This is a genomic window from Terriglobales bacterium, from assembly GCA_035487355.1.
Lineage (GTDB): Bacteria > Acidobacteriota > Terriglobia > Terriglobales > Acidobacteriaceae > QIAW01.
The window spans coordinates 1-24,435 of the sequence record DATHMF010000099.1 but is presented as its reverse complement, the minus strand read 5'-3'; the positions used below and the strand labels follow the sequence as shown (position 1 = coordinate 24,435).

Below are 24,435 nucleotides of genomic sequence, written 5' to 3'. Positions count from 1 at the left end.
CCTCTAAAAACTTTTGTCTTCAAATCCGCGGTGCGCTTTTGTTCTGGTAACCGCCTCTACTCTTGTCGTCTGAGCGAGGGCGAACATCCGGCTTTAACTGAGTACTGAGTACCGGGGACTGAGTACTGCTTTTGGTGTTCTCCGCCTTGTGCTCCAGCCACGTCTGCAACGCTGCGTGTACCGCATGGCGCTGCTCGGCATCCTGGATCACCGCGTAGCGCACGTAACAGCGCGAGTGCACCATGTGCTCGCCCACGGGATTCCCCAGGGCAAACAGGCTGCTGGTGGCATAGGCCAGATTACCCGTCTCTTGGATGGCAAAGATGGCCAGCTTGCGCTTGCCGCTGCCTTCCGCTTCTGCTGCCACCTCCTCCGCCAGTGCGTACACACCGGGATGGTGCGGCACCAGCACCAGGTTGAAGCTGGATTCGCAATGCGACCAGTTCGACCACTGGATCTGGGCTGCGATATCAACCGACAACTGTTCCATAAACCTTCCTTCCGGCGAAAAGAGGTCCTGACCCCATGTCCATTAGATGATTCCGGCTCATGAGGCGCCTCTTGCTATCCGGCGGGTCAGCTTCCGGCCCGGACGGGCAATTTGTCATTTGGTCAAATCTTCAATAACGATTGAGGCTAAACCCTCAACGAATGAAGACGGCCACCGCGGTCGTTCTCTCGAACGGGTGGGCAGCTTTGCTGCTCGCCCTCGCGTCTGGCTTGCGCCGGGGATGGCGCTTTCTCCTGCGCTCCGCTTGCCATACGCTCTTACGTCCCGGATTTACGGGACCACTTACTTTTCCCACCAGCTCTGGTCACCTCTGGCCAGCACCGGGGTTCACTTTTCGGCTGAGTTCTCCGGTTTGGCTCCGATCCAAAACCCCGAAGTAACTTACCTGTGGAATGCGAATGTACGCCCGTATGTAGTGGCTGTCAAGACCCTATCCCAATATATTGTACTAATAATTTAGGTTCCCCTAGCCGGTAGAACATCCTCTCCGCCGGAACAAGGGAAAGCCAACCCTTAGTCGAGAAATTGCCTAAGTGACTGAAAACAAATTACTTGTTCAACTTGAAAACTTTGATTGAAATTCAGTTTTTCAAGTTTCCCTGAAATTACGCGACCCCTAGCTTTCGTACGGGTGTAACGCCCACAGCATTCTGGAAAACTTGCGCAGAGCGTACCGGAAATTCCTTGCCGCACCGGCAAACGACGACCCATCCGCGCGTGCGGCCCAGCACGAATGGCCGTTTGCTCTCCGCTGACAGCGCGCCCAGCACCAGAATTTTTTCGCAGTCTGGACACGTAGCGCACTCAGCTTTGGAAATAGATCGGGTCTCTTGGATTGGCATGTACAACTCCTGCATTAGGTTGAGGGTTCAAGATTGGGCTGGAAAATTGAGGGCTCTTACCGCCGCGCCCATTCCGGCTGGTGAGGGCACAATGCCAACACTCCAAACCGGCCAAGTGGAAAGACTCTACTCGCCTGCGGGGCTCAGGTCAATTACCTAAATTTGGTGCAATGGCATTTTTCGAGGAAATAAAGAAGTTACGGGACTCGCGGAACCAATCCTCGGCGGGCCAGCGGCTTAGGACGAATGTGCGCCGTCACCGTCGCCACATTATTCGTCGGATTGGAATCATTGACGGAAGTCGAGTTCACCGTCGCAGTAATAATCAGATTGCGTCCGGGACCAGGAACTATCTGGATGGTGTAGGGCGCGTCATTCCCCGCGTTCAAATTGCCAACCGCACAAGTAACAATCCCGGTATTCACCGTGCATCCCCCGGGCAGCGTTGCATTAATTACTTTTACAGGCTGCGAGAAATAAATGCTTACATTTACGCTGCCGGCGTTGATGCCGGTATTGTGTGCCGTCGCGTTAATGGCGATCGGTCCCTTGGCTTCCACCGGATCGGGCTGCGAGATCAGGCTGGATATAGAAAGATCGGTGGTCGTTCCGCCGGCAGAGATGTTGAGTGTCAGCGATTGTGAATGGCTCAACGCCACACCGTTGACCGTCGCCGCAGACTGTATGGTTAAAGTGGGACTGCTCACCGCGGCGCCATTCGTCGTCACCGTTAGCGTAACCGTAACCGGACTTCCTGAGACTGGAGCTGGATTAGGTGAAAACGAGCAGCTCACGTTGGCCAGCGCAGCGCACGAGAGCGCAACCGGCGCACTGAAACCCGCAACAGGCGTGAGCTGAAAGGTAACCGGCTGCGAGACCGCATTCTGCGTCATCGCAACTGGGCTAGGAGAGGGAGTTCCCTGCGTGAAATCCACGACCTGCAGGGTGAGCGGCTGAGTCTTGGCCGCTGGCGCGCCCGCGGTATTCGCTGAAACTGTGAGCGGATAGACGCCTGCCGCAGTATTGCCGGCCACGGTGATGCTCACTGTAGCTGCTTGCGAACCCGGCCCAGAAAAAAACGGCGACGCCGAAGGCAAGAAGTTGCAGGTTGCTCCTCCCGGCAGCCCACCGCAGGAAAGATTCACAATTCCCGAAAAAGCACTGCCGCTGATGCTCACCTGGAAGCTGGCGGTCGGCGTGGTTGTGGGATTTGTGCTGACCGCGGTGGTAAGAGTAGAGGGGGAGGGGGCCGTAAGGTTGAAATCCACCACGTGCAGGGTCACCGACGCCGCGTGCGAAGTCTGTAGAGTGTCTGTTCCAATCCCTTGAACATTAAACGTGTAATCGTTGGGCGTGACATCGCTGGCGTTCACCAGGAAACCTGCCCCGCCCGGCGTTGGGGTCAGGCTTGGGGGTGCAGGCGTGCAGGTGGCCGGGTGTCCTGTGCCACAGCTCAGATTGACCGTGTTGTTGTAGCCATTGCTAGTCGTGAGCTTGCCGCTGAATGGAGCCGTCTGCCCGGGAAAAATAAGAATCCCTGAGTTGGAGATCGTAAGGCTGTAGTCGCTGGGCGGAGTCACAATCACCGTACCCTTCATCAATGCGTTATGAATCGTGCAGAAATAAGGATAGGTGCCGACCTGGTTGAAGGTGTTGATAAAAACATTGCCGTTACCGTTCACTTGCGAATCCCATTTGCCGTCGGGCGTACAGCAATTGCCGGAAGTGGTGGAATGGCTGTGACTGGCATCCACCCAATTCCATTGCACGGTGGTGTTGACGGGAATAGTGGTCGTGCTGGTATTGCTGGTAACATCCACATACTTGAGCGCGCCACCCGGCGCTATGTTCACGGTGGCAGTGGAGCTGTCACTTCCATTCCGCAAACCGCTGGTATTAACAACTTCGAAATCAGAGCCGTGGAGCTGTGTCTTCAAAGCTCCAAGATCATTGTCATCAAAGTTCGGATCTGAGGCTCCGCTGATATACCAGTTAGAGCCGTTATCCGCCAGGATGATGCCGTATGTCTTCATAGCCTGAGCAATCACTTTTGCCTGGGGAGTAAAGTGCGAGATGTCGGTGGAAGCCTTCAATCGCAATCGCAGCCCCATTGGCGGGAGATTGGTATTCAGTTTGGAGCTGGCGTCATGGCGCGCAGGATAGATATGAGCTTTCTGTGTGTTCACCATGGTGAAACGCAACGCATGATTGATAAGGCCGGCTTGAACCTCATCGTAGCGAACCAATCCGGGCAGAATGGGGAGACCGGCGGCATCGCCGCTGGTCCAGGTATCGGTGCGCAGGGCATTCGATTTCAGGCTCCAGATCGCGCCGGAAAAAGCTGTCCAGCTACCCGGACCTTGAGTAGCCGCGGCATCGAGCTCGTACAAAATGCAGGCGTCTTTATCCACAATAAGAATGTGGCAGTCACCATTGCCGGCTGGACTACTGCACGCTGCCAGGTCGTTACTCTCAATGTTGGGATTGGACGGTATGGGATAAGGGCCGTTGTCAGACTCCGTCGGTGCACCTGCGCTGAAATTTACAAGTACTTTGGCCTGTGCGCTGCTGACCACGTTGTAAGGAATGCCGTAACCAGCAAAGCTGCCGAAATCAGGATGCAAACCTGTACCGGTCGCCATGTTTGCGAGGTAATTGCCCGAGTTGGGATCGACAGGATAAGTAACGGTATTCGAGATATCCACGTTCCAGACGTTGTTGGCCGGAAACATCGGACAGTTGGGCGCACCCGGAAGCGAGCCGCCATAAGCCGAGCAGATCAGAAAAAAACTAATGACAAAACTTGAGCAGACGCTTTTCGCGCAGGACAGCATAGTTCCTTTCTTGTGGAACCTTTAAATTTTTGGGGAGTACTACGGGATGAGAAAATCTTAGTATTACCCAGGAGTCCGGACAAGTGGGAACTAGGACACTGTACTTTGGATAGGAAGATTAACTTGTAGTTAGTAGTTGTTACCTGTCGTGCCCAAGAACACCACAGCGGGACCATGGTCCTCGGTGGCAGGAAATGCTCCTCGACGAAACGCTGGGATGGCGTGTGCCTCAGCGAAATTTTTAGCGACTGCAGAAAACCCCCGCCCTAGCAAGCTAGGGCACCCTCGAGATTAATAATAAGATCAACTGTTTAGCCCTGATTGGGCGCTCTCCCACCCAACTAGGGTTGGGTGTTCGTATAGAAGAATCATGGTCCCGTTGTTGTGGGACCGAATCGATGGTTGGTGAAACGTGAGTTCCACTGCAACATGATTTTAGAAACGAGTTACTTCTTCGTGGGTCTTCGTCGTCGCAACTTGACCACCATCACGATGCCCCGGCATCGAGTGGGAGAGTTTTTGCTTGACACAGCCTTTCCTCTTATCGAGGGCCACCCGCCAGCCTCCTAGCCTCCCAAGCGGTCTGATTCTCCGTCTGGAAGAGCGCGGAGCGGAGCTAGGGTTTTGAAGCAGTGATGTTCCTGATTTCGTCCATGGGTTTCTTCCATTCCATGCGTCCCTCAGGCTTCCAGGCAGGATCGGAGAGGCGCTTGCAGGGCTCGTTGGGAAGCTCCGTAAAACTCCAACCAGTAAAAGACCAAGTGTCGTGTTCATGTACTCCGTGGATCACAGCAATGCCCGTATAGATTTCACCTTCGCGCTTTGCTTTGCCACATCCGTAGATATCAATCCCATCTTCGTCCTCTTCTGATCGGTCGGGAGTGAACCCCAGCAGGTCGGGCATATCGGCATATTCTGTTCCACCATGCTTCGCCTTCATTGCGGCAATGAACGTTTGCCGGTTCACTCCGCTCTTGCCGGTGTCCGAAACCAAGTCGTATAGCGCCTTCCAGTTCCGGATGCGATACGCTTTTACGTATTCGCTCAGCCGATGTGTTAACGATTGCTGTTCCTCTCGCGGAAGTTTGGAAAACGGTTGTTTCTCATTCTGTGCATACGCGGTTAAAAAGCCCAACACTAGCGCCAGCGTCCCGATCAGTATTTTGTTGCTCATGATTTTCCTTTTCGGCCCGGAAAGATGTTTCTATTCACCCGCTGCTGCCGCAAGCCAGAACACAAGAGTTCCCACAGCACAAACAGGGGCATGCCAGCGCAGTGGACTCGGTCGCCACAGGCCGATGATTGCGAACACCATCGCCGCAAGGGAAAGCAGTGCTCCCCAGCGATAGATTCTCATCAGTGAAGCGTCGTAAAACGGAAACCCACCAACGGCACGGGCATACAGCATTGCCGAGATCGCAAGCAGCCCAGATACCGTGCCGAGTGTGAACCCGATTAGGGACAGAGTCGAGAACGCAGTTCGCGGTTCTCTACGCTTCGTCCATCGCACCCATCCCCAGATCATTACCGCAGGCAGGGCGATATAGATGCCGATTACAAAGAGCACGAAGATAGCTTGGTTCATGCGAACACCTCACCCGGTTACTTTTGCGGGTTGCAAATTGTATGTGTGGCGCAGCCCGCATGTTCGAACCAATCCCCAACGCCGTCGTATGGGAACGTTCGATCAATGTGCCACTCGTTATTGGGGAGCGATTTCTTCGGGTCGATTGGGATATGAGTCGAGGGAATCCCTTTCTAGTCACCATTGGAATGTCCACGGAAGTTCGTAGCGCCAGGATGGAAGAAGTTCATTCCATCAGTGCCCGCATTCTTCACGTAGCCGCTTCCTTTAGCGTCCAAGACGCCGAAGAGAGCCTTGGTAATATTCCCGGCGTTGGGATCGGTGCTCTTGATTGCTCCGCTCGCTACACAGGTTCCGCCGCAGTTGCCATTCACGTCAGCGTTGTACCCTTTGAGAGCGCCTTCACCCGCAACGGTTACTGTTCCGTTCTCACCCTTGTTCGTATCCCAAACCCCCTCGTATTTTTTGCCGTTTTGCGTGACGGTGATACCGTGCGTCCCTAGCGTCGCGTCGCCCGTCTGGTCGCCGGTTAGGTGCGTGCGAGTAAAGTTCCCCTTGTCGTCAGTGGTGCCGACGTAATTCTTCTGGCAGGTACTGCTGTCTTTGCCGCAGCCTTGGAGCCAGATGTCCAGCCCCGTTGGATCGGTCAGAGTCGTTGGATTGTTTCTAACGTAAGCGTACTTGTTGAGAGTCTGCGGGTCTTCGTAATGCCCACCGAGTGGATCGGGCGTTATAAAGCGCCCAATCGCATTTCCGTAGTACCGCGCCCCGAAGTAATCGAGCTGGGTTTCTGCGTCGCGTTCTTTGCCGGTGAACTTGTAGTTGTTGCCAATGCCGAGGTCGGTGATGACGCGCTCGCCGCCGAAGGGATAGTAATCCGATTCTTCTTTGATGTTCCCCCGGGCGTCGGTCACTACATCGGCCGAATTGACTTTCAATATATCCCACGAAACCAGACCCTTCGTCAAGCTATGCCGTTTCTGTGCAATCAGGAATTCTCATGATTTTCACTGAAAGTGGTACCATCCTGGTATCAAAACCTTGATTTCCTGGAAACTGCGGGCCATCATTGTGCCAGACGTGTGTCTACGTTACGCATTCAAGAATGCGGGGCTTTTTTGTAGCCCGGGTGAGCCAAATGCGAGCGCCGGATGAGCGCGAGCAGTTGGCGAGGGCGTAGCGGTCTTACCGCGGAGCCCTTAGAAAGAAAGCTCTTTGAGAATTCGTTGTCGGCAGATCGAAGCGTGAGCTTTCGGCGTCCTTGGGACCTCAGCTGTTTCTTAGACTGCCGGGTCTATTACTCCGTTCTTAGTCGTAAGAAATTGATTGCTAAGAATTTAGAGCGGCGTCCACTACTCTAAGTAATGGGGGGTTAGTACCTACGCGGAACAAGGGATTAAGAGCAGTGCTCGGATTTCTTATTATGTGCTCTCATCTCATCCGGCAGACTAGGCAGCTACTAGCAGCAAGTCCCCCACTGCAGTCCGCTTTTCGCCAGTAATGACGCGGGTTAGACGCGATTTGGGACACTCCAAACACTTGCTAGCAAGTGGAGTAGGTTCCCCCACAATCATCCGAAAATCTGCGTTGATCGGCTGCCGAAATCAGGATGCAAACCTGTACCGGGCAACTTATCGTTGTTAATCGGCTTTGACGAGTTTTGGAGTGGGGGAGGGCTAATAGTTACCAGCCCTCCTTTCCATCCGGAGCACATCTTTCCACGTTGGCGTCGGTGTTCTGCGTTCTCGAGGTTGTTCTTATCCTCTAGTTTTGTGGTGGTTTGTCTTCGGGCAGGCCGTCGTGCAGATTGTCCCGATTTCGGTAAAACCATGTGTCGGCCTGGATGTTCTGAAGGTCCTTAAGCTTCTGTTCTTGTTTCTTGGTATCTTTGTCGTCCCATTGGTCCTTATTGAATTTATCAACATCAGCGGCAATGGCGTTCCACAGACCATTGTCCTCGCTGCTGCACTGACACTGGGCGGAATGTAGTTTGTCAAGGGTATCCTTTGCCATGTTATCCGCTTTTTCGGGATCATTTTTTGTGATGTCTGGCTCATGTCCGGCGAAGAGGTGCCCAAAGAACCAGCCAAAGCCTTTGTGGGAATAGGAATCTTGCTCGGGGTGGAAGAAGCTTCCCAAATCGGTCAAATTTCTCGACTCCTCAAATTTCCCCCATAGCTCATCCCGTCTCGCCTGGCTGGTGAAGTGCCAGTCCCGGCGCGCCCCAAAATTAAAAGGATTGAGGGGATTTGTTTTTGGATTGACGTCGATATTTTCGTCGGCTTCCGCGATCTGGTGTGCTTGACGGCGGCTATAACCGGCGGCTTGAGCAAGAACGTCGGTCAAATACAGGTGCACGTCCACGGAATACTTGCCGGTTGGATCTATCATCCGCACGGGATTGTTCAATGCATAGGTGTAGCGATTTAAGGTTTGTGGATTCTGTATACCAGCACTTGCCGCCATGGGGTCGGTGGTTGTGAACCTGCCAATCGCCGATCCATAGTAGCGCGCTCCAAAGTAATCAAGTCCAGTTTCCGGATCCCGTTCCTTGCCGGTGAACTTGTAGTTATTGCCGATGCCCAAATCAGTGACGACGCGTTCGCCTCCATAGGGATAATAGTCCGATTCTTCTTTCGTATTCCCCAAGGCATCTGTCACTACACTCGCTGAGCCCAGATGGTCGGAGAAGAAGTATGAATACCCGTTTGCCACGCTGTAGCGGGCAACGCGTTTGCCACCGAAGAAAATGTACTCATTCTGCAGAGTGCCGCTGAGGTCGGTCTCTTCCAGCACCTTCCCGTCTGACCCGTACCAGTAGAGTGTATTTACACCGCCAGATTTCTTTACCCGCCGTCCGTCGGCGTCGTAGTCATAAGAAGTTGTGACGTTACCCACCGTAGCCTGCGTCATGCGGTTCTCGCCATCGTAAATGGCGGCGAAAACACCATTGGCATAGGATGAACAGGGATTGGGGCCCACCACGTTTCCCGCCGCGTCATAGCACCAGTTGGTCACCTGGTTTTTGCTGTTCACTTTTACATTCAGAGGCGTATCCCCACCGGCAACGTTCTTCTGCAGCAGGTTCGCCCAGTTGTCATAGGCGTAGTTCTGGCTCCAATTGGTCGAAATCGCTGCGAGCAGCCGGTTCAGGGCGTCATACTGGAAGCTCTGCGAGCGGGCGCTTTGGCCAATTTTGTTGTTATTCGACTGGCACACATTACCATTGTTGCCGCCGTTGCCATTGCACGAATTAAAGTCATAGCCCAGGTTCAATATCGTCTGGCTGGGGGAGGAGGCGGAGAGAAATACCGGCTGCATGCGCAGGTTGTAGCTGTTGGTAGTGGTCATGCTGCCGTTTACTACACTGCTTAGCGCACCCCAAGGAGTGTAGTGTGCGTTGGCGGCAAAGCTGGTGCCATTGTTATCCACCACAGAGAAGGGCCGCCGCGTAATGTTGTAGGCATAGCTGATTACCCGCCCACTGGGGTAGGTAATGGACTTCAGCGAGCCATCCAGGTTGTAGGCATAGCTGAACCTCCTGAATAGCGAGCCGTTGCTGCGATTGGGATACTCGGTCTCGAACTCTGTGCGTCCCATCACATCGTAGCTGTAAATCGTGGTCACAGTGCCGGCCGATGTGCTCGAAGTGGCCATTACCGGCCGCCCGATGGGGTTGTGTACACTCGTGGCCATTACCGTACTTACGTCATACGTATAGGTCTCAGCCGGCTGGCCAGTAGAAGAGCGTGCGAGCAGCCGGTTTAGCTCGTCGTACGCGTAGCTGTACGTAATGCTGCCCGCACTGGTCTGGTTGGGTGCAGATGAGACTTTTGAAATTACGTTCCCGTTGGCGTCGTACCCATAATTGATGGTTCCCGATTCCGGACTTATAGCTGTCCGCAGCCGGCTGAGCGAATCGTACAGGTAGCTGCGCTGGCGCCACTGCGAGGAATCAGGGCTGTTGCCTTGCTGTTGCACGCCGACAAGGTTATCCAGTGTGTCATAGGAGTACAGGGTAACCGCCGGGGTGGAGAGCGAGGGCAGTTGCAGATCTACCCCGCCGCTCAGTATTACGCCGAGGCTTGTGAAAGACGGATTGCTCGGATCATAGGAGCTGGACATAACACCCACGAAAGTGTTGCCGGCTGCCCCAGGGGTCTTATAGTTCAGCGCAATGGTGGAGCCCGAAGCTGTAGCGGTAACCGGCGAATCGGTGGCATTCAAGCCGTTCGCCAGCGCCGTTGCTACCATTGCCGCCGTGCTGTTGCTGCCTTGCCCGAAAGGAGCGCTCACGGTAAAGCCGCCGCGGACGGTCGCATAAACCACTCCAGAATCAAAAACCGTGCCACTGTTGGTAGCATCCTTACCGCCAGCCAATAACGAAGGGGCACTGACCTGGAATGAAGGCGAAAGAAAGTCCGTTGGATCATTGGACACAATGGAAGTGGAGAGCTGGTAGTTCGTGGCCGCGCCTGTTGCCCGGGCGGTAAGGTTCATGATGTAGTTGCCTGATTCATCGCTGGTGAAGAACGCATCTACCGGAGAATTGGCATCCAGATGAAATGCATTCGCCAATGCCTGTACCGCCTGGCTGGAATTGTTGCCGGTTGAGGAGCTGTAGGGCACGCTCTTGCTGAAACGGCCGGCCGATGTCGTCACAGTCGTGCCGATCGAACCGCTGTCGGCACAAGGTTGTCCACCAGAAGAGGAACAGCTTGCCTTGGAGAGCAGGGCGCCACTAAAACTCAAACTTGCGTGCCCGCTGGTGGCGGGACCAGTAGCATCCTGACCGCCGATCAAGTGCGAACCTACGCTCACCTGAAATGAAGGCGAGGGGAAATCCCTCGAATCATTGGAGGCGACGGAGGTGGAGAGTGGGTAATTCGTTGCCGCGCCCTTTGCCCTGGCAATCAAATCCATGACGATATTGCCAGACTCGTCGGCGCCATAGTAAATCGCGTCTACTGGTGATGTCGTATCAGTATGAAATGCGTTCGCCAGTGCCTGGATGCTTCCACCCGAATCAGTCCCCGTATAACCAGGATAGGGGTAGTTAACGCTCTTGGTGACCCCGGCCACGGTAATGCTGATGGAACCGCTGTCGCTACAAGGCTGTCCAGAGGGTGAACAACTTGACTTTGACTGTAGCTGGCCACTAAAAGTCAGCTCTACGTGGCCACTGGTCGCCTGCTGCGGGCCCGCGGCAAAGCTCTGGAGCGTTCCGTTGATGGTCAACGAACCACTGGCTGCAGAAGCAGGTGAGCCTCCCGGCTCATCCACCTCGAGAAGGTGGCCTAACGCGTTTGTCCGGTTACGTTGCTGGTTTCCGGCCTGATCGGCGACGGTTACTGTTGGGAACTGCGAATAGTCGGTGCTCATCACGCTGCCATCGGCATTGGTGATCTGGGTCACACGGCCAACGGCATCCAAGGTAAATGTATCGCCTGGTCGCTGCGAATTGCTGCAAGCCTTGGTCGCATTAAATCCTGTGGAGCGGTAGGGATAGCTTGTGAAGTACTTCTGTCCCATTCCGTCAAAGCAGGTATCTACCTGCTCATAAGGATTGTTAGGGTCTTCATCGTTCTTCGTCGCCGTGCGAGTGGCTCGGCCCGCTCCGTCGAACAAAGTCAAGGAATCAGTTTGGCGCCCATCAATGTTCTGCTGCACTTCAACTTCCGGCAAAGAGACAGCAGGAAGGTCGTAATAGTTGTAGATCGTCTGACTGCTCTGCCCGCCGTTATTCGGATCTGGCGGCCCAGTGACACTCTTCACACGCCCCATCGTGTCGTAAGTGTAGTTGGTAGTCTGTTGGTTTTGGTCGGTGGAACTCGTCTTCAGGCCAGTGTTGAAGTCATAGGACGCCTGAATGATGTGCTGAACCCCGTTGCTGGCGGTGGTGGGCATCTGCATCTTCGTGACGTAGGCCCCGGCAAAGGCCAGGTCATAGGAAAGCGTGGTGGTATTGTTTTTGGCGTCGGTTGCCTGGTAGGGCATGCCGGTGTCGTAATAAGAACTGGTTGTATTGAGATATGTGCCTGTGGTGTTCAGCCAGCGATGCGCCGTGGTCAGGTTGCCACGATAGGGCGCGCCCGGCGGATTCGTGTCAAATTGCGTGCTAACCCCTGATGGTTGCAGGCCGGTCTGGTCATATTCGTTATAGCTGTAGGCCACCTGGTTGCCACTGCCATCGGTTATCTGCACCGAATACGGCAGATTGAGCAGGTTCTTCGCCAGGTAGTTGCTGTCATGGAAGGCCTGGTATTGCGTGTTGGTGGTGCGCAGCAGTGGGCCGGGTGCGCCTGAGCCGTAGTCGTATTCCGACTCCTGGATTACCTTGCCATAGGTCAGGGGGCAGGTATTAGTCTGGTTATAACCATTCGTTGTCACCAGTACTGTAGCGCCCGAATCATAAGTGAAGGTAGTCTTGCTCACCTGATTGTTGGCTGCCCAGGTTGTCGTCTTTGAAATGGGGTTGATCACCGGCCCACGCCCAAGGTTATCGGCCATCCCATCGTATGAGCCGCACCCCGGCGGTTGATAGGGTTGGTTGGGTTGGGGGAGATAGCCGGCCGGATACTCTGTGTCTATGGTCTTTACCAGTTGGTTGTTGCTCTGCGGGCCGTTGTAGTACTGCGTCTTGATCTCATAAGGTGCATTGTCAAATGCCCAGGCGAAGGTATGAACGCTGTCGTCGCCTTTGGGATCAGTAACTGTTACCGTTTGGAAACCGATGTTGTTCGGTCCGGGAGAATACGTCCAGGTTTGGGGCGCGCTGCCGTCGTGGGCATCAAAGGTGCGGTTGGTGATTGTAAAATCGCAAACCTCCGAATCGCCTGACCACTCATTGCCGCCCCCACGATTTCGCATCATCTGAAGCCACGCGGCACACTGCGAAGAAACGTTCCAGGTATATGAAATGGTGCCGCCGCTGGGCAGGGTGATGGAGGTGAGAAAGCCAAAATTGTTGTAGTGAAATTGCCAGCTTGTGCCGTTGGCAAGCGTTATGCTTGAGATGAGTTGCAAGAGCGCATAGCCAAAGTTATGGAAATTGTCGTCAGCTACATTGGTTAACCCAAAACTGGATCGAACGGTGACTCCGCCGTAGCAAAATGTAATTGGGGACGCCCCGCCATTGGGTCCAGGAAAATTTAAAGTCTCGCAGCCTGTTCTCGATTGGTTGGGCGCAGGAATAAACCGGCCCATCGTATCCGTCCACCCCTGCCCCGGAAGGGCTGTGATTTTGTTTCCGTTCGCATCCTCCGTGCTCTCCCCGAAACTGTTATCGGTCGCAATCTGGTAGGCCCATTGATCTTCATTGCCCGCGTTGTCGGGAGGAAAAGGATGATCCACATAGTGGATGCTGGGAATCATATGCCGGACGCCGTTTCCGTCGATGATGGTCGGGCTGAGAGAGTTAGTACCTTCCGCCCTGAGGCCGGTGCCGTCGATGGATTCCATGGCGCTGCCGAAGCCCACGTTGGGGTCGCCGGCGGTGTTCTCCAGCACATGGTGAGCGCCCATGCTATCCACGGCGTGGAGCACAGCCGCTCCAACAAAAGGATCGATAACGTATATGTTGTATTGATAGTCCGCCATGGAATAAGCATTGTCGCGCACGATCTCAGTCCCCGCGCCGTCATCGCCCCACCTGGCCCACCAAATATCCGCTCCGGTATATTGCTGCACGCCGCCGTACTGGAACCTTACCGCCCAGCGCGGATTGTTGTAACGCACAGATAACGACAACGAAGGCACATTTCCCCGCTGCGGATACGAGACAATAGGAATATGCAACACCAGGTTGCCGGTGGCCAGGTTCACCGAGTCAATGTCGGATAGTTGGTAGGAGCCAAACGGCCGAAAGCCTTTATCGGGGATATCCGGAAACTGTCCCCAACCCAAGGGAAGTACAACCAAAGCCAATAAGAATGCGCCTATGATCGTTCCAACCGATATGCCAGCCTTTTTCATATCATCTCCTTAGCCAATGGAACAAAATTCAACGCCATCCACCCGGCCGAATAAGCCCGGGAAAGCAGAGACGTGCCCAATACTCAAAGACAAATGAAAGATTTTTGTTTCCGTAAATTTGCTTTTTTTCGTCTCACACTCTAATGAGAGGAAACTGGAAAATGTTTCACGGATCAGAAAAAAAATGCGCAGGGGCACCGGCTCTTTAACGTAAAAGAGTTTTCTTATCTAAGTAATTGCAAAATAGAAGCCTGGCGACCTATAAGCACAGCCGAGGGTTAAGACTATAAAATATAGATATTGTGTCGGAGCTGGGAAAACTGCTGTTGCTCGCGGGGGCCTTTCTCGCAATCATCGGCCTGATCTTGATCCTGGCCGGACGTTTCCATCTCCCCCTGGGCCGGCTGCCCGGTGACATCACCTACCACGGGAAAAATGTAGTCGTCTATTTTCCTCTGGGGACCTCGATCTTGCTCAGCATCCTGCTTTCGTTGCTGCTGTTGATCATTGGCCGCTGGAAAAAATGATCAGCGCACATCGTCTTTACGTCATCGCCTCGCAAAACATATAAACTTAGTTCCAATGGCAGAGGCAGGACAGCTTGGTTTCACCTTCCAGTCGCCGGCGGCGACAAGGCGCGTCTGGACTCCACGCACGATAATGTCGAGCGTGCGCACTCAGGTGGAGCGCGAGTACGGAGACATCTGGGTAGAAGGCGAGATTTCTAACTTCCGTCCGGCGGAGTCGGGCCATCTTTATTTCACATTAAAAGATGATGACGCCCAGTTGCGCGTGGTCATGTTCCGAACGCAGGCGAGGTTGCTGCGCTTTCGTCCGGAAAACGGCCTGCAGGTCCTCGCCCGCGGACGTGTCACCATCTACGAAGCCCGCGGCGAGCTGCAACTCTCTGCTGAATATCTGGAACCCAAAGGTGCCGGAGCGCTGCAAGTCGCCTTTGAACAACTCAAAGCCAAGCTGCAGGCTGAGGGTCTGTTCGATCAAGAACGCAAAAAGCAAATCCCTGCGTTGCCCAAGCGGATCGGCATTGTGACCTCGCCGCGCGGAGCGGCGATCCAGGACATCCTGAATATTCTGCGACGGCGTCATGCGGGCGTGAACGTGATCATCTATCCCGCACAGGTGCAAGGGGAGGCCGCAGCAGTAGAAGTCGGTGCTGGAATCAAATATTTCAACCGCGCCAAAGATATAGATGTAATCATCCTCGCGCGCGGCGGCGGCTCGATGGAAGACCTGGCTGCATTTAACGACGAAGCCCTGGCGCGCGCGATTGCCGATTCGCGGTTGCCGGTCATCTCCGCCATCGGCCATGAAACCGATTTCACGATTGCCGACTTTGTTGCCGATCTGCGCGCGCCTACTCCGTCGGCCGCGGCCGAACTGGTTATCCAATCGCGCAACGAACTGGAAGACTCTATCGCCAGCCTGCGGCAGAGGCTAAGCCGGGCAGTACGCTATCAGTTCATGCTGGCTCGACAGGCTCTGAATGATTTGGCGCAGCACGGGGCGATGGCAACCATCCGGGACGCCATCACTCGACGGCAGCAGCGGCTCGATGATCTTATCTACCGCCTGGGCCGGGCGTATGAATCCAATTCGTTGCGGAAACGCCGCCGCCTGGAAGTTGCAGCTACACGCCTACGGCACTTTGATTTGCGCCGCGTGCTCAGCGGCATGCGCCGTGAAATTGATGCGCGTGGCGGAACGCTGCGCGCCGCCATGCAAAACCTGCTTTTGCGCCGCGCTGCACGGCTGGGGGAAGCGTCGGCCCATCTGGAGTCTCTCTCCCCCGTGAAAATTCTTGAACGTGGCTATGCATTGGTGTTTGATGTTTCGGGCAAACTGGTCAAAGACCCGGCGCAAGTAAAATCAGGGGACGAAATCACGGCGCGCGTTGCCAAAGGAACCTTTGGGGCGGTGGTGAAGAAATGATGACGCCGACAGTCGCAGAAGCGTGTTTGCTCGCATTAAACCGATACAGTTTGGACACACTCGAATCACGTCACAGCCCAGATGCCTCTATCTATTACAATGAGTTTCTTCATTCCTCTTGAACATGAGCACTGATAAGCGAAAACTTTTTGGCACTGACGGCATCCGCGGAGTTGCGGAGCACTTCCCTCTCGATCGTGAAACCACGACCATTATCGGCGAGGCCCTGGGCCATTTTCTTCTGCAAAAGAATAAACAGGCGCAGGTGGTTATCGGCGAAGACACGCGCGAATCGAGCTATTGGATCGCCGAATGCGTTGCCGCAGGACTTGGCCACCTTGGAGTCGTTGTGAAAAATGCCGGCGTGATTACGACTCCGGGAGTGGCTTTTTTGGCCCGCACGCAGGATTTCGACGCGGGTATTGTGATTTCAGCTTCGCATAATCCCTGGACCGATAACGGCATCAAAATCTTCGGACACGATGGCTACAAACTTACAGATAACGCCGAGCTTGAGATCGAGCGCGAAATCTTTGCGCTGGTTGAAAAACCAAGTTCCGCTACACAGGCTACCCCTCACCTGGAAAGCGTTGCAGCATTGCATAAGTCCTACGTGGATTGGTTGAAGCAACAAGTCAACCTTCGCCGAATGAACCAGAAAATGCATGAGAAGATGAAGCGCATGAAGGTGGTCTTCGACTGTGCCAACGGCGCTGCCAGCGAAATTGCGGCCGAGGTTTTTCAGGCGGTCGGGTGCGATGCAATATTCATTCATCACTCGCCCGATGGCCGCAACATCAACGAAAACTGTGGCGCTTTGCATCCTGAACTGGTGGCGCGCGAGGTCGCCCTGCAACGCGCTGAGCTGGGAGTTACCTTTGATGGTGACGCCGACCGCGCCCTGTTTGCCGATGATCATGGCAACGTAGTCAACGGCGATGCCGTGCTTCTGCTGGTAGCGCGTCATATGCAATCCCAAGGCAAGCTCGTTGGCAATGTGGTTGTCGCTACTACCATGTCGAATATGGGACTGGAGATCGCTCTGCAACGCTCAGGTATCCAGATGTTGCGCGCACCGGTGGGCGACAAATATGTACTGGAAGAGATGCTCAAGAGCGGCGCTACGCTCGGCGGAGAACAATCAGGCCATATCATCTTCCGCGATGGTGACGCCACCACCGGCGATGGATTGTTGACCGCCTTGCGCGTGCTTGAGATCATCAGCGAGAGCGGCAAATCGCTGGCTGAATTGGTCGCCGACCTCAAAGTTTTTCCCCAGATCATCAAGAACGTACGTGTGCGCGAGAAAAAGCCTTTTTCCGAAATTCCGAACGTTGCCCAAACCATCGCACGGGCGGAAAGCGATCTGAAAGGCAACGGCCGCGTGGTGGTGCGCTACTCCGGCACCGAGTCCCTGGCGCGTGTGATGGTGGAAGCCGAATCGGAAGAGAAGACGAAAGAGTGGACCGAAGCAATTGCAACCGCGCTGCAGACCACCCTGGGGGTGTGATGCCCGCTCATTTCAAATGGCCAAAGCCGAAGTTGCGAGAAATATTTTTTATCTTCATGGCCATCTGCCTGCTGATAGCGCCGGAATTCATCATGAAGGCCACAATCTTTGACACCATGATGCTTCTGCAATTGGTGCTGCTGGCGCTGCTCGCGTTGAGTTTTGCCTGGCCTCTCTGGGTTTTTTATCGGGCTTTCCTCAAAGGGCCTCTGCGCGCAAGACGAATCGAACGAATCCGTCATGATCGGCTTCTGCGGGAGGTTATGGAAGAGCGTTCTTCAGATCCGCCGAGATAGTCCACATTGGGAACGGGACAAATGTTTTTTTACCTGATACTTTATTTCATGTCCCGCCAATTCCTGCCTACGCCCACTTCGACCAGCAGTGGCACGTGCAAATGATGGACGCCTTCCATCAGCTCTTTCACCATGCTCCGCATAATTTCCACTTCCGTTTCAGGAACTTCGAAGACAAGCTCGTCATGGACCTGCAATGTCATTCTAGATTTCAATTTGCGCTTCCAGAGCTCGCCGTCAATGCGGATCATGGCAATCTTGATCAGGTCAGCGGCGGTCCCCTGCAAGGGCGTATTCACAGCGGTGCGCTCGGCGAAGCCGCGCATATTGGGATTCTTGCTGAGGATATCGGGAATAGGCCGCACCCGGCCAAACAGCGTTTTTACAGACTGGTCGCGGCGGGCCTGCTCTAACGTGGCATCAATGAACTTACGCACGCCTTTATATTTTTCAAAATAAGCATCAATAAATCTTTTTGCGTCGCGCTGCTCAATGCCAAGCTGCTGCGCCAGGCCGAAGGGCGAAAGTCCGTAGACAATGCCGAAGTTCACTGCCTTGGCGCGGCGCCGGTGCTCGGCATCAATCAGCATAGGAGGCACGCCGAACACTTGTGACGCTGTAAGCGCGTGGATGTCATCGCCCCGGCGAAATGCCTCAACCAGCAAATCGTCTTCAGAAAAATGCGCCAGCAGGCGCAATTCGATCTGCGAGTAATCCGCCGCTAAAAGCAGGTTGCCTTCTTCAGCGATAAACGCGGCGCGGATCTCGCGCCCCAACTCGGTGCGAATGGGAATATTCTGTAGGTTCGGATTGGTGGAAGAAAGTCTGCCGGTTGCTGTGCCGGTTTGATTGAAAGTTGTGTGTAAACGGCCCGTGGCGGGATGCAGCAGCACCGGAAGCGCATCCACGTACGTGGACTTCAGCTTTGAGAGCTGCCGATATTCCAGCACCAACTTCGGCATCTCATGTGTGAGAGCGAGTTCTTCCAGCACGTCTACCGCCGTGGAGACGGTTTTCCCTTTGCCGTACTTGACCGGTTTGGGCAAGTTGAGTCTGTTGAATAAAATGTCTGCGAGTTTCTTCGGCGAATTGATGTTGAACTCGACGCCCGCCAACTCATGGATTTGTTTTGCCTTGGCATCGCACTCCCGCTCCAGACGCGATGACATTTGCCCCAGCACACCACTATCAATCTTGACGCCAGCTTCTTCCATGCGCGCCAGCACCGGCACAAGCGGCAGGTCCATCTCCTGGTAAACCTTCATCAACCCAGCGTGTTCAACCTCACGGCGCAGATCAGAGGCCAGGCGCGCGGTCACATCGGCGGCTTCAGCAATGTCTGCTGAGAGTTTGTGGCTGAATCGACGCAGACTTATCTCAGCCAGGCCGTGAGAAGAAGACGTAGGATTCAGCAGATAAGAGTAAAGCTGGGGATCATCACTCACACCCGCCAACTCGCTTCCCGAAGACATCAGCAAGCGCATGGCAGCCTTGGAATCATGGATCGCCTTGGGAATAGCGGAATCTTTCAGTACAGCAGAAAGCACCTTCATTGCTGGATTAGAGTCGAGCTTGATGGCCAGCGCCTCGCCGGGTTGCACGGAGATCGCAATCATCGAGGGAGGCGTAATCGCATCTGAGGCCGTTGACGGAGGACCAAATAAAAGTTGTCCGTTTTCTTCCGGCTCACTCGGCTCGTCTTCTTTTTCTTCTTCGGTATCTTCCGCTTCGGGTTCTTGCAGTGCAACCCCGAGCAGAGTCCCTTTTTTCGATTTCTTCAGGAGTTTTTCCACTTGATCGGCAGAATCGGTTTTCTCGTAATGTGTAACGCCCCAATCTGCCGTGGGCGCTGCCACTTCTGCCAGCAAGGTTGTAAATTCTAATTCGGTAAACAGTTTGCGGCAGGCTTCGGCATCGGGCTCGCGCGCGGCCATGGCTTCAAGATTCAGCTCGATGGGCACGTTGCCGTCAATGGTCACCTGATCTTTGCTATAGAGAATCTGTTCGCGATGATTCAGCAGCGACTCACGATAAGTCTTTTTCTCAACTTCGGCAGCGTGGTCGAGAGCGTTTTCCAGGGTTCCAAAGCGGCGGATAATATCTACCGAACCTTTGTCGCCGATTCCGGGCGCTCCCGGGATGTTATCAATCGCGTCGCCGCGCAGGGCCATAACATCAACTACCTGGTCAGGACGCACACCTAGAATTTCCTCCACCTTGGCCGCATCGCAGATCAGATTGTCTTTGGGCGGATTGAGTACGCTGACCTTTTCATTGACGAGCTGCAACATGTCTTTGTCACTGGAAACGACAAAAACCGGATGGCTCTCCGCAGCGGCCTTTCGCGCCAAGGTTCCGATGACATCATCCGCCTCGAAACCCGACTGCTCCAGAATGGGAATACGATAGGCTTCGAGTGCACGGCGAATATACGGCACCTGCTGCGCCAAGTCAGGTGGCATCGCGGCACGGTTGGCCTTGTAACCTCCATAGGCTTCTTCTTTAAAGGTCTGGGTTTTGATGTCGAATTTGCTGATGGAGGCCACCGCATCCCCCTTTTCATCGCGAAACGTCGGGGCGGCTACATCGAAGACAGCGGCAAGATACTCCGGCGTAAAATCAGCGCGTAATTTACGCAGCATATTAACGAAGACATAGACCGCCGCCGTGGGAACGCCGGTCTTGGTGGACATGGGCCGCTGCCGCGACATGGCATGATAGGCGCGGAAGATGAACGACATGGCGTCAATCAGAAAGACGCGGGGCTTGGGCTTAGTTGCGATCGATGGGGCTGAGGGAGTCACAGGCAAGATAAAAGTCTAACAGGAGCGAGGGGATTGGGTGATTGGGCCATCGAACCATTGGGTCATTGTTTAACCCTCGAAACATTAGGGCAACTAGGCTGGGCGCGTCGTGAGAGACAATGACACAATCACCTGATGACTCAATGACTCAATTTATTCAATCAGCATGCAGTCACCATAAGAAAAGAAGCGGTAATGTTGCTTCACAGCATGCTCATAGGCTGCCAGCGTAAGCTCACGGGTTGCGAATGCGCTCACCAGCATGAGCAGCGTGGATTGCGGCAGATGGAAGTTAGTCAACAACGCTCCTACCACGCGAAACTGGAATCCGGGATAGATGAACAATTCCGCTTCTCCAGAACGATGTTCAATGCGCAGTGGCTGATCCGATGAAACTTGAGAGGCGCAATATTCCAATGTCCGTACGGTTGTGGTGCCTACGGCCACAATGCGTCTTCCGGCGGCAAGCGCGGCATTAATTTTTTGTGAAGCGTCGGACGAGATGACAAATCTTTCGCGGTGCATCGTATGGTCTTCTACACGCTCAGCATGGATAGGCTGAAATGTTCCCAAGCCTACATGCAATGTGATCTCGGCGGTTTCAATGCCACGGGCGTGCAGGTGCGCAACTATCTCAGGTGTGAAGTGCAATCCAGCGGTCGGAGCGGCGACCGAGCCCCGCTCGCGGGCATAGACCGTCTGGTAGCGCTCGCGGTCTGCCGCATCATCGGTGCGGGAGATGTAAGGCGGTAGCGGTATGTGGCCGATTTTTTCCAGCAACTCAAAAAAATTCGGCACTGCTGCAAACCGCAGAGTCCTTTCGCCGAACTCGCCACGGGCAATTACTTCGGCTTCAAGCGATTCGCCGAAGCTGATCTTCTCGCCTACGCCAATTTTTCTTCCTGGCCTGACCAGCGCCTGCCACTCCCAGAGCGAATCCGGCGAAATCTGCCGGGTGAGCAGTACTTCGACTTTTCCTTGCAGAAATTCTTTCGACGCCGGATTGCGCGGGCTTACCGGTTGCGCGTGCACTCCGGCGCGATGTCCGTAGAGCCGCGCGGGGAAAACCCTGGTGTTGTTGAAGACCAGCAAATCCGTGGGACGTAGCAAGTCGGGGAGTTTACGAAAGCTGCGGTCGTGCCACTCACCGGACGTGCGCTGCAGATGTAACATGCGCGAGGCCGCCCGGTCAGCCAGGGGCTGCTGCGCGATGAGCTCTTCCGGCAAATGATAGTTGAAGTCAGAGACAAGCATTTTGCTAGTTCTTAGTTCTCAGAATGACTTGATTGAAGAGCGCCAATTCGATGGCGGGTATCATTTCTTTCCGCCGGCGACCTGATTTTCCGCGTACTCCGTGATGCGTTCCAGTGTGGATTGCATTACGGCCTGATATTCATCGAGAGAAGCATCAGGCGGCACCTGGATGATCTTGCTTATTCGCACTTCTACCCGGGAAAAAGGTTTGGGAAGCACGAATGCATCCCATGTCTTCAGCACCCATGCACGTTCCACTGCCAGATAAAAAGCAGTCAGGGGCAGTTGGGTGTTACGCGCCAGAAGTACCGGACCGGGTTTGGCTACATAGCGCGGGCCGCGCGGGCCATCAATCGTAAAGGCCACGCCGCGCCCTGCCCGGAGTTCCGAGTGCATGGCCAGCAGACCGGCTGCGCCTCCGCGAGTGCTGGAGCCGCGCACCGCGCGAAAGCCCAGCTTCTCAATGATGCGCGCAATATATTCGCCATCGAAGCTGCGGCTGGTCATAACAGTAATATCTCGATTGCGATAACGGTAGCCGGCGGGAAAAACGCAGCGGTGCCAGAAGACATAAATCCCGGGGAAAACGCCTTCCTGTGAAATTGCGCCTTCCTCAAAAGAAACGTGGTAGCGCAGCGTGGGACAGATCAGACGGATTGCCAGATATCCGCACCAACTGATCAGCCAGAGCAAGAAGCGCTGGCGTAGTGTGAATTTTCGGTCGCTGCTCTCGCCGGCAACGGCTGTGGATTGGGTGGCCACGTTAGATGTTCTCAACCAAGATTATCAGGCGTGGCTGCGCGCTGACAGTTTTTGGTCATCACACACACGCCGCCATCTTCAAGCGTATTTCACCCATTTTATGATCTCGGACAGCGTCGGCCGCTTGCCGTACATGAGAATACCGACCCGATAAATGCGCGCGCATATGCTCAGGGTCACGTAGATTGTGGCGATCATCAAGGCAAGGCAAAGCGCAATCTGCCAGAAAGGCGGCTGCTCGACCATGATCCGCAGAAACATGAGGATGGGAGCAAAAAATGGCACCAGCGAAAGAACCACCGAAAGCGGCGCGCTGGGCGCCCGAAAGATGAACATCATGAACATGACAGCCATGACGATGGGCATCACCACCACAAAGCTGAGCTGCTGCGCCTCTTCTTCAGAGTTCACCATGGCCCCGACGGCGGCCGAGATTGAGCTGTATAGCATGAACCCGAGCACGTAGAAAATAGTGAAGTAAATGCCCTTGACCGGTGAAAGATGTACACTTCCCTCCGCAAGATTGAATGCAACCATGCCGATACCGCCGAAGACAGCGGCGGCAATCGCCCAGACTGCGATTTGGGTCAACCCCACCGCCCCCACGCCGATCATCTTGCCGGCCATCAGCTCTTTGGGTGTGACCGTGGCCAGCATCACTTCCATCACACGCGAGGTTTTTTCTTCCAGCACCGAGCGCATCACCGCAACCCCGTGCACGATGACCGTCATATAAAGGACCATAACCAGCAGCAGGGTGGTTAAAAACAGCACGATGCCCGTGGATTTGCCCGCCTCGACCGGAACTGCATCCACTTGCACCTGCTTCAGCACGCTATCCAGGTCAACGTGGCTTACGCCGCTGTCGAGAATGCGCTGGCGTACGACGGTGCGGAACAGCGCCCGACTCAGGCGCTCCTGGACTTCAAAATCAGCCACCGATTGAGTGTAGAAATTAACTTTGGCGCCAGCCACCGCATCTTTTGTAAGCCATAGGAAGCCGTCAAGTTTCTTGCTTTCAACTTCTTTTTTTAACCACTGCTGTTCGGCATCGGTCGCACTGGAATCGGTCTCTATTAAATATTGCTCGCTGTTACCGCTACCCTTCCGCGTGAACTGCTCCTTGAATCCCTCGACCAACTGTGGATCGTCGGAGACAACCGTGATCCGCTTCATGCCGCCGACCTTCATGGTCATCAACTTGGTGGGCAGCAGCGTGAACCCGGCCATCATCGCAGGAATGAGAAACGTCATGACCCAGAAGGCCTTGGTGCGGAGACGTTGCAGGTACTCACGGCGAACAATGAGTGCGATATTGCGCAGGGTTTCAGGCATTGCTCTTTCCCACCACGTCAATAAAGATCTCTTCCAGCGAAGGCTCGACTAATTCAAATCGGCTCACCCGGGAATGCGCCGCCACAGAGCGCAGCAACTCCTGGGCATCGGCGCCGGGCGCGAGGCGGACCTCCACATAATTCCCGAAATTGTTATAGGCCTCTACCAGCGCAGAGTGCTGCAGGAAGTCGCCATTGCCTTCATACTGAATCTGCACGTTGTTGCGGCCGTAGCTTGATTTGATCTTCTTGAGATCGCCTTGCAGCACGGCCTTGCCGCCATTAATCAGGGTGATGGCATCGCACAATCGCTCCACTTGTTCCATCTGGTGCGTGGAAAACAAAATGGTTTTGCCGGCGTGCTTCATCTCCAGCAAGACGTCTTTCAACAACACCGTGTTCACGGGATCGAGGCCGCCGAAGGGCTCATCCATGATGATGAAATCAGGATCGTGCAGCAGCGCGGCAATAAACTGGATCTTCTGCTGCATGCCCTTGGAAAGCTCTTCCACTTTCTTCTGTAATTTTTCCGCGATCTCCAGACGCTCACACCAGTGATGCGCACGCCGGGAAGACTCAGCAGCACTGAGCCCATGCAACCTTCCCAGCAGGACAAGATGCTCGAGCACCTTCATCTTCTTATATAAGCCACGCTCTTCCGGCAAATAGCCCACGCGCTGCAGGTGCTTGCGGCAAAACAATTCGCCGAACAACCGCACCTCGCCCGAATCCGGCAGGGTGATGCCGATCATCATGCGGATGGTGCTGGTCTTGCCCGC

16 protein-coding genes are annotated in these 24,435 nt (G+C 54.6%); 4 read left to right on the top strand and 12 right to left on the bottom strand.

Going from position 1 to position 24,435, the window contains the following annotated elements; genetic code table 11:
- Positions 1-19 precede the first annotated feature (19 nt).
- From VK738_17890 to VK738_17860, 7 genes are all read right to left on the bottom strand, one after another.
- Positions 20-490, bottom strand: coding sequence for a hypothetical protein (locus tag VK738_17890; protein HTD24535.1), 471 nt, complete (start codon positions 488-490; stop codon positions 20-22).
- 626 nt (positions 491-1,116) lie between these two features.
- Entirely contained in the window at positions 1,117-1,353 is a 237-nt protein-coding gene (locus tag VK738_17885; protein HTD24534.1) for a hypothetical protein, read from the bottom strand.
- A 197-nt stretch (positions 1,354-1,550) separates the two neighbouring features.
- Entirely contained in the window at positions 1,551-4,187 is a 2,637-nt protein-coding gene (locus VK738_17880) for a plastocyanin/azurin family copper-binding protein (protein HTD24533.1), read from the bottom strand.
- A gap of 616 nt (positions 4,188-4,803) precedes the next feature.
- Positions 4,804-5,361 carry a hypothetical protein gene (locus VK738_17875; GenBank protein HTD24532.1) on the bottom strand — a complete coding sequence of 186 codons (558 nt, stop codon included), beginning with the start codon at positions 5,359-5,361 and terminating at the stop codon, positions 4,804-4,806.
- A 30-nt stretch (positions 5,362-5,391) separates the two neighbouring features.
- A complete protein-coding gene (locus tag VK738_17870) occupies positions 5,392-5,772 on the bottom strand; it encodes a hypothetical protein (GenBank protein HTD24531.1) in 381 nt (126 codons plus the stop codon).
- A 173-nt stretch (positions 5,773-5,945) separates the two neighbouring features.
- Complete coding sequence (locus VK738_17865; GenBank protein HTD24530.1) at positions 5,946-6,740, bottom strand: RHS repeat-associated core domain-containing protein; 795 nt, start codon at positions 6,738-6,740, stop codon at positions 5,946-5,948.
- Between the two features lie 796 nt (positions 6,741-7,536).
- Positions 7,537-13,746 (bottom strand): RHS repeat-associated core domain-containing protein, encoded by a 6,210-nt coding sequence (locus tag VK738_17860; protein HTD24529.1) that lies wholly within the window; start codon positions 13,744-13,746, stop codon positions 7,537-7,539.
- Positions 13,747-14,048: 302 nt separating this feature from the next.
- Between VK738_17860 and VK738_17855 the strand changes: the two genes are divergently transcribed.
- The 4 genes from VK738_17855 (at position 14,049) to VK738_17840 (ending at position 17,502) form a co-directional block, all read left to right on the top strand.
- Positions 14,049-14,273 (top strand): DUF2905 domain-containing protein, encoded by a 225-nt coding sequence (locus tag VK738_17855; GenBank protein ID HTD24528.1) that lies wholly within the window; start codon positions 14,049-14,051, stop codon positions 14,271-14,273.
- Between the two features lie 55 nt (positions 14,274-14,328).
- Positions 14,329-15,696 (top strand): exodeoxyribonuclease VII large subunit, encoded by a 1,368-nt coding sequence (gene xseA, locus VK738_17850; protein ID HTD24527.1) that lies wholly within the window; start codon positions 14,329-14,331, stop codon positions 15,694-15,696.
- Between the two features lie 124 nt (positions 15,697-15,820).
- Positions 15,821-17,206 (top strand): phosphoglucosamine mutase, encoded by a 1,386-nt coding sequence (gene glmM, locus VK738_17845; protein HTD24526.1) that lies wholly within the window; start codon positions 15,821-15,823, stop codon positions 17,204-17,206.
- A 56-nt stretch (positions 17,207-17,262) separates the two neighbouring features.
- Complete coding sequence (locus tag VK738_17840) at positions 17,263-17,502, top strand: hypothetical protein (GenBank protein ID HTD24525.1); 240 nt, start codon at positions 17,263-17,265, stop codon at positions 17,500-17,502.
- 41 nt (positions 17,503-17,543) lie between these two features.
- Here VK738_17840 and polA read toward each other — a convergent pair whose 3' ends face one another.
- The 5 genes from polA to VK738_17815 form a co-directional block, all read right to left on the bottom strand.
- Positions 17,544-20,306 (bottom strand): DNA polymerase I, encoded by a 2,763-nt coding sequence (gene polA / locus VK738_17835; GenBank protein HTD24524.1) that lies wholly within the window; start codon positions 20,304-20,306, stop codon positions 17,544-17,546.
- A gap of 153 nt (positions 20,307-20,459) precedes the next feature.
- Positions 20,460-21,560, bottom strand: coding sequence for a tRNA preQ1(34) S-adenosylmethionine ribosyltransferase-isomerase QueA (gene queA / locus VK738_17830; protein HTD24523.1), 1,101 nt, complete (start codon positions 21,558-21,560; stop codon positions 20,460-20,462).
- A gap of 60 nt (positions 21,561-21,620) precedes the next feature.
- Positions 21,621-22,322, bottom strand: a complete 702-nt coding sequence (locus VK738_17825; protein HTD24522.1) for a lysophospholipid acyltransferase family protein — start codon at positions 22,320-22,322, stop codon at positions 21,621-21,623.
- Between the two features lie 78 nt (positions 22,323-22,400).
- Positions 22,401-23,657 carry an ABC transporter permease gene (locus tag VK738_17820; protein ID HTD24521.1) on the bottom strand — a complete coding sequence of 419 codons (1,257 nt, stop codon included), beginning with the start codon at positions 23,655-23,657 and terminating at the stop codon, positions 22,401-22,403.
- On the bottom strand, positions 23,650-24,435 hold a 786-nt coding region (locus VK738_17815), incomplete at its 5' end, for a DUF4162 domain-containing protein (GenBank protein HTD24520.1). The genes VK738_17820 and VK738_17815, both read right to left, overlap by 8 nt.

Excerpts from the sequence above, each read along its gene's own strand:
- queA (HTD24523.1), bottom strand. The coding sequence starts at position 21,560 with ATGCTTGTCTCTGACTTCAACTATCATTTGCCGGAAGAGCTCATCGCG.
- VK738_17860 (HTD24529.1), bottom strand. The coding sequence starts at position 13,746 with ATGAAAAAGGCTGGCATATCGGTTGGAACGATCATAGGCGCATTCTTA.
- VK738_17820 (HTD24521.1), bottom strand. The coding sequence starts at position 23,657 with ATGCCTGAAACCCTGCGCAATATCGCACTCATTGTTCGCCGTGAGTAC.
- VK738_17880 (HTD24533.1), bottom strand. The coding sequence starts at position 4,187 with ATGCTGTCCTGCGCGAAAAGCGTCTGCTCAAGTTTTGTCATTAGTTTT.
- glmM (HTD24526.1), top strand. The coding sequence starts at position 15,821 with ATGAGCACTGATAAGCGAAAACTTTTTGGCACTGACGGCATCCGCGGA.
- xseA (HTD24527.1), top strand. The coding sequence starts at position 14,329 with ATGGCAGAGGCAGGACAGCTTGGTTTCACCTTCCAGTCGCCGGCGGCG.
- VK738_17885 (HTD24534.1), bottom strand. The coding sequence starts at position 1,353 with ATGCCAATCCAAGAGACCCGATCTATTTCCAAAGCTGAGTGCGCTACG.
- VK738_17890 (HTD24535.1), bottom strand. The coding sequence starts at position 490 with ATGGAACAGTTGTCGGTTGATATCGCAGCCCAGATCCAGTGGTCGAAC.
- VK738_17840 (HTD24525.1), top strand. The coding sequence starts at position 17,263 with ATGGCCATCTGCCTGCTGATAGCGCCGGAATTCATCATGAAGGCCACA.
- VK738_17875 (HTD24532.1), bottom strand. The coding sequence starts at position 5,361 with ATGAGCAACAAAATACTGATCGGGACGCTGGCGCTAGTGTTGGGCTTT.
- VK738_17870 (HTD24531.1), bottom strand. The coding sequence starts at position 5,772 with ATGAACCAAGCTATCTTCGTGCTCTTTGTAATCGGCATCTATATCGCC.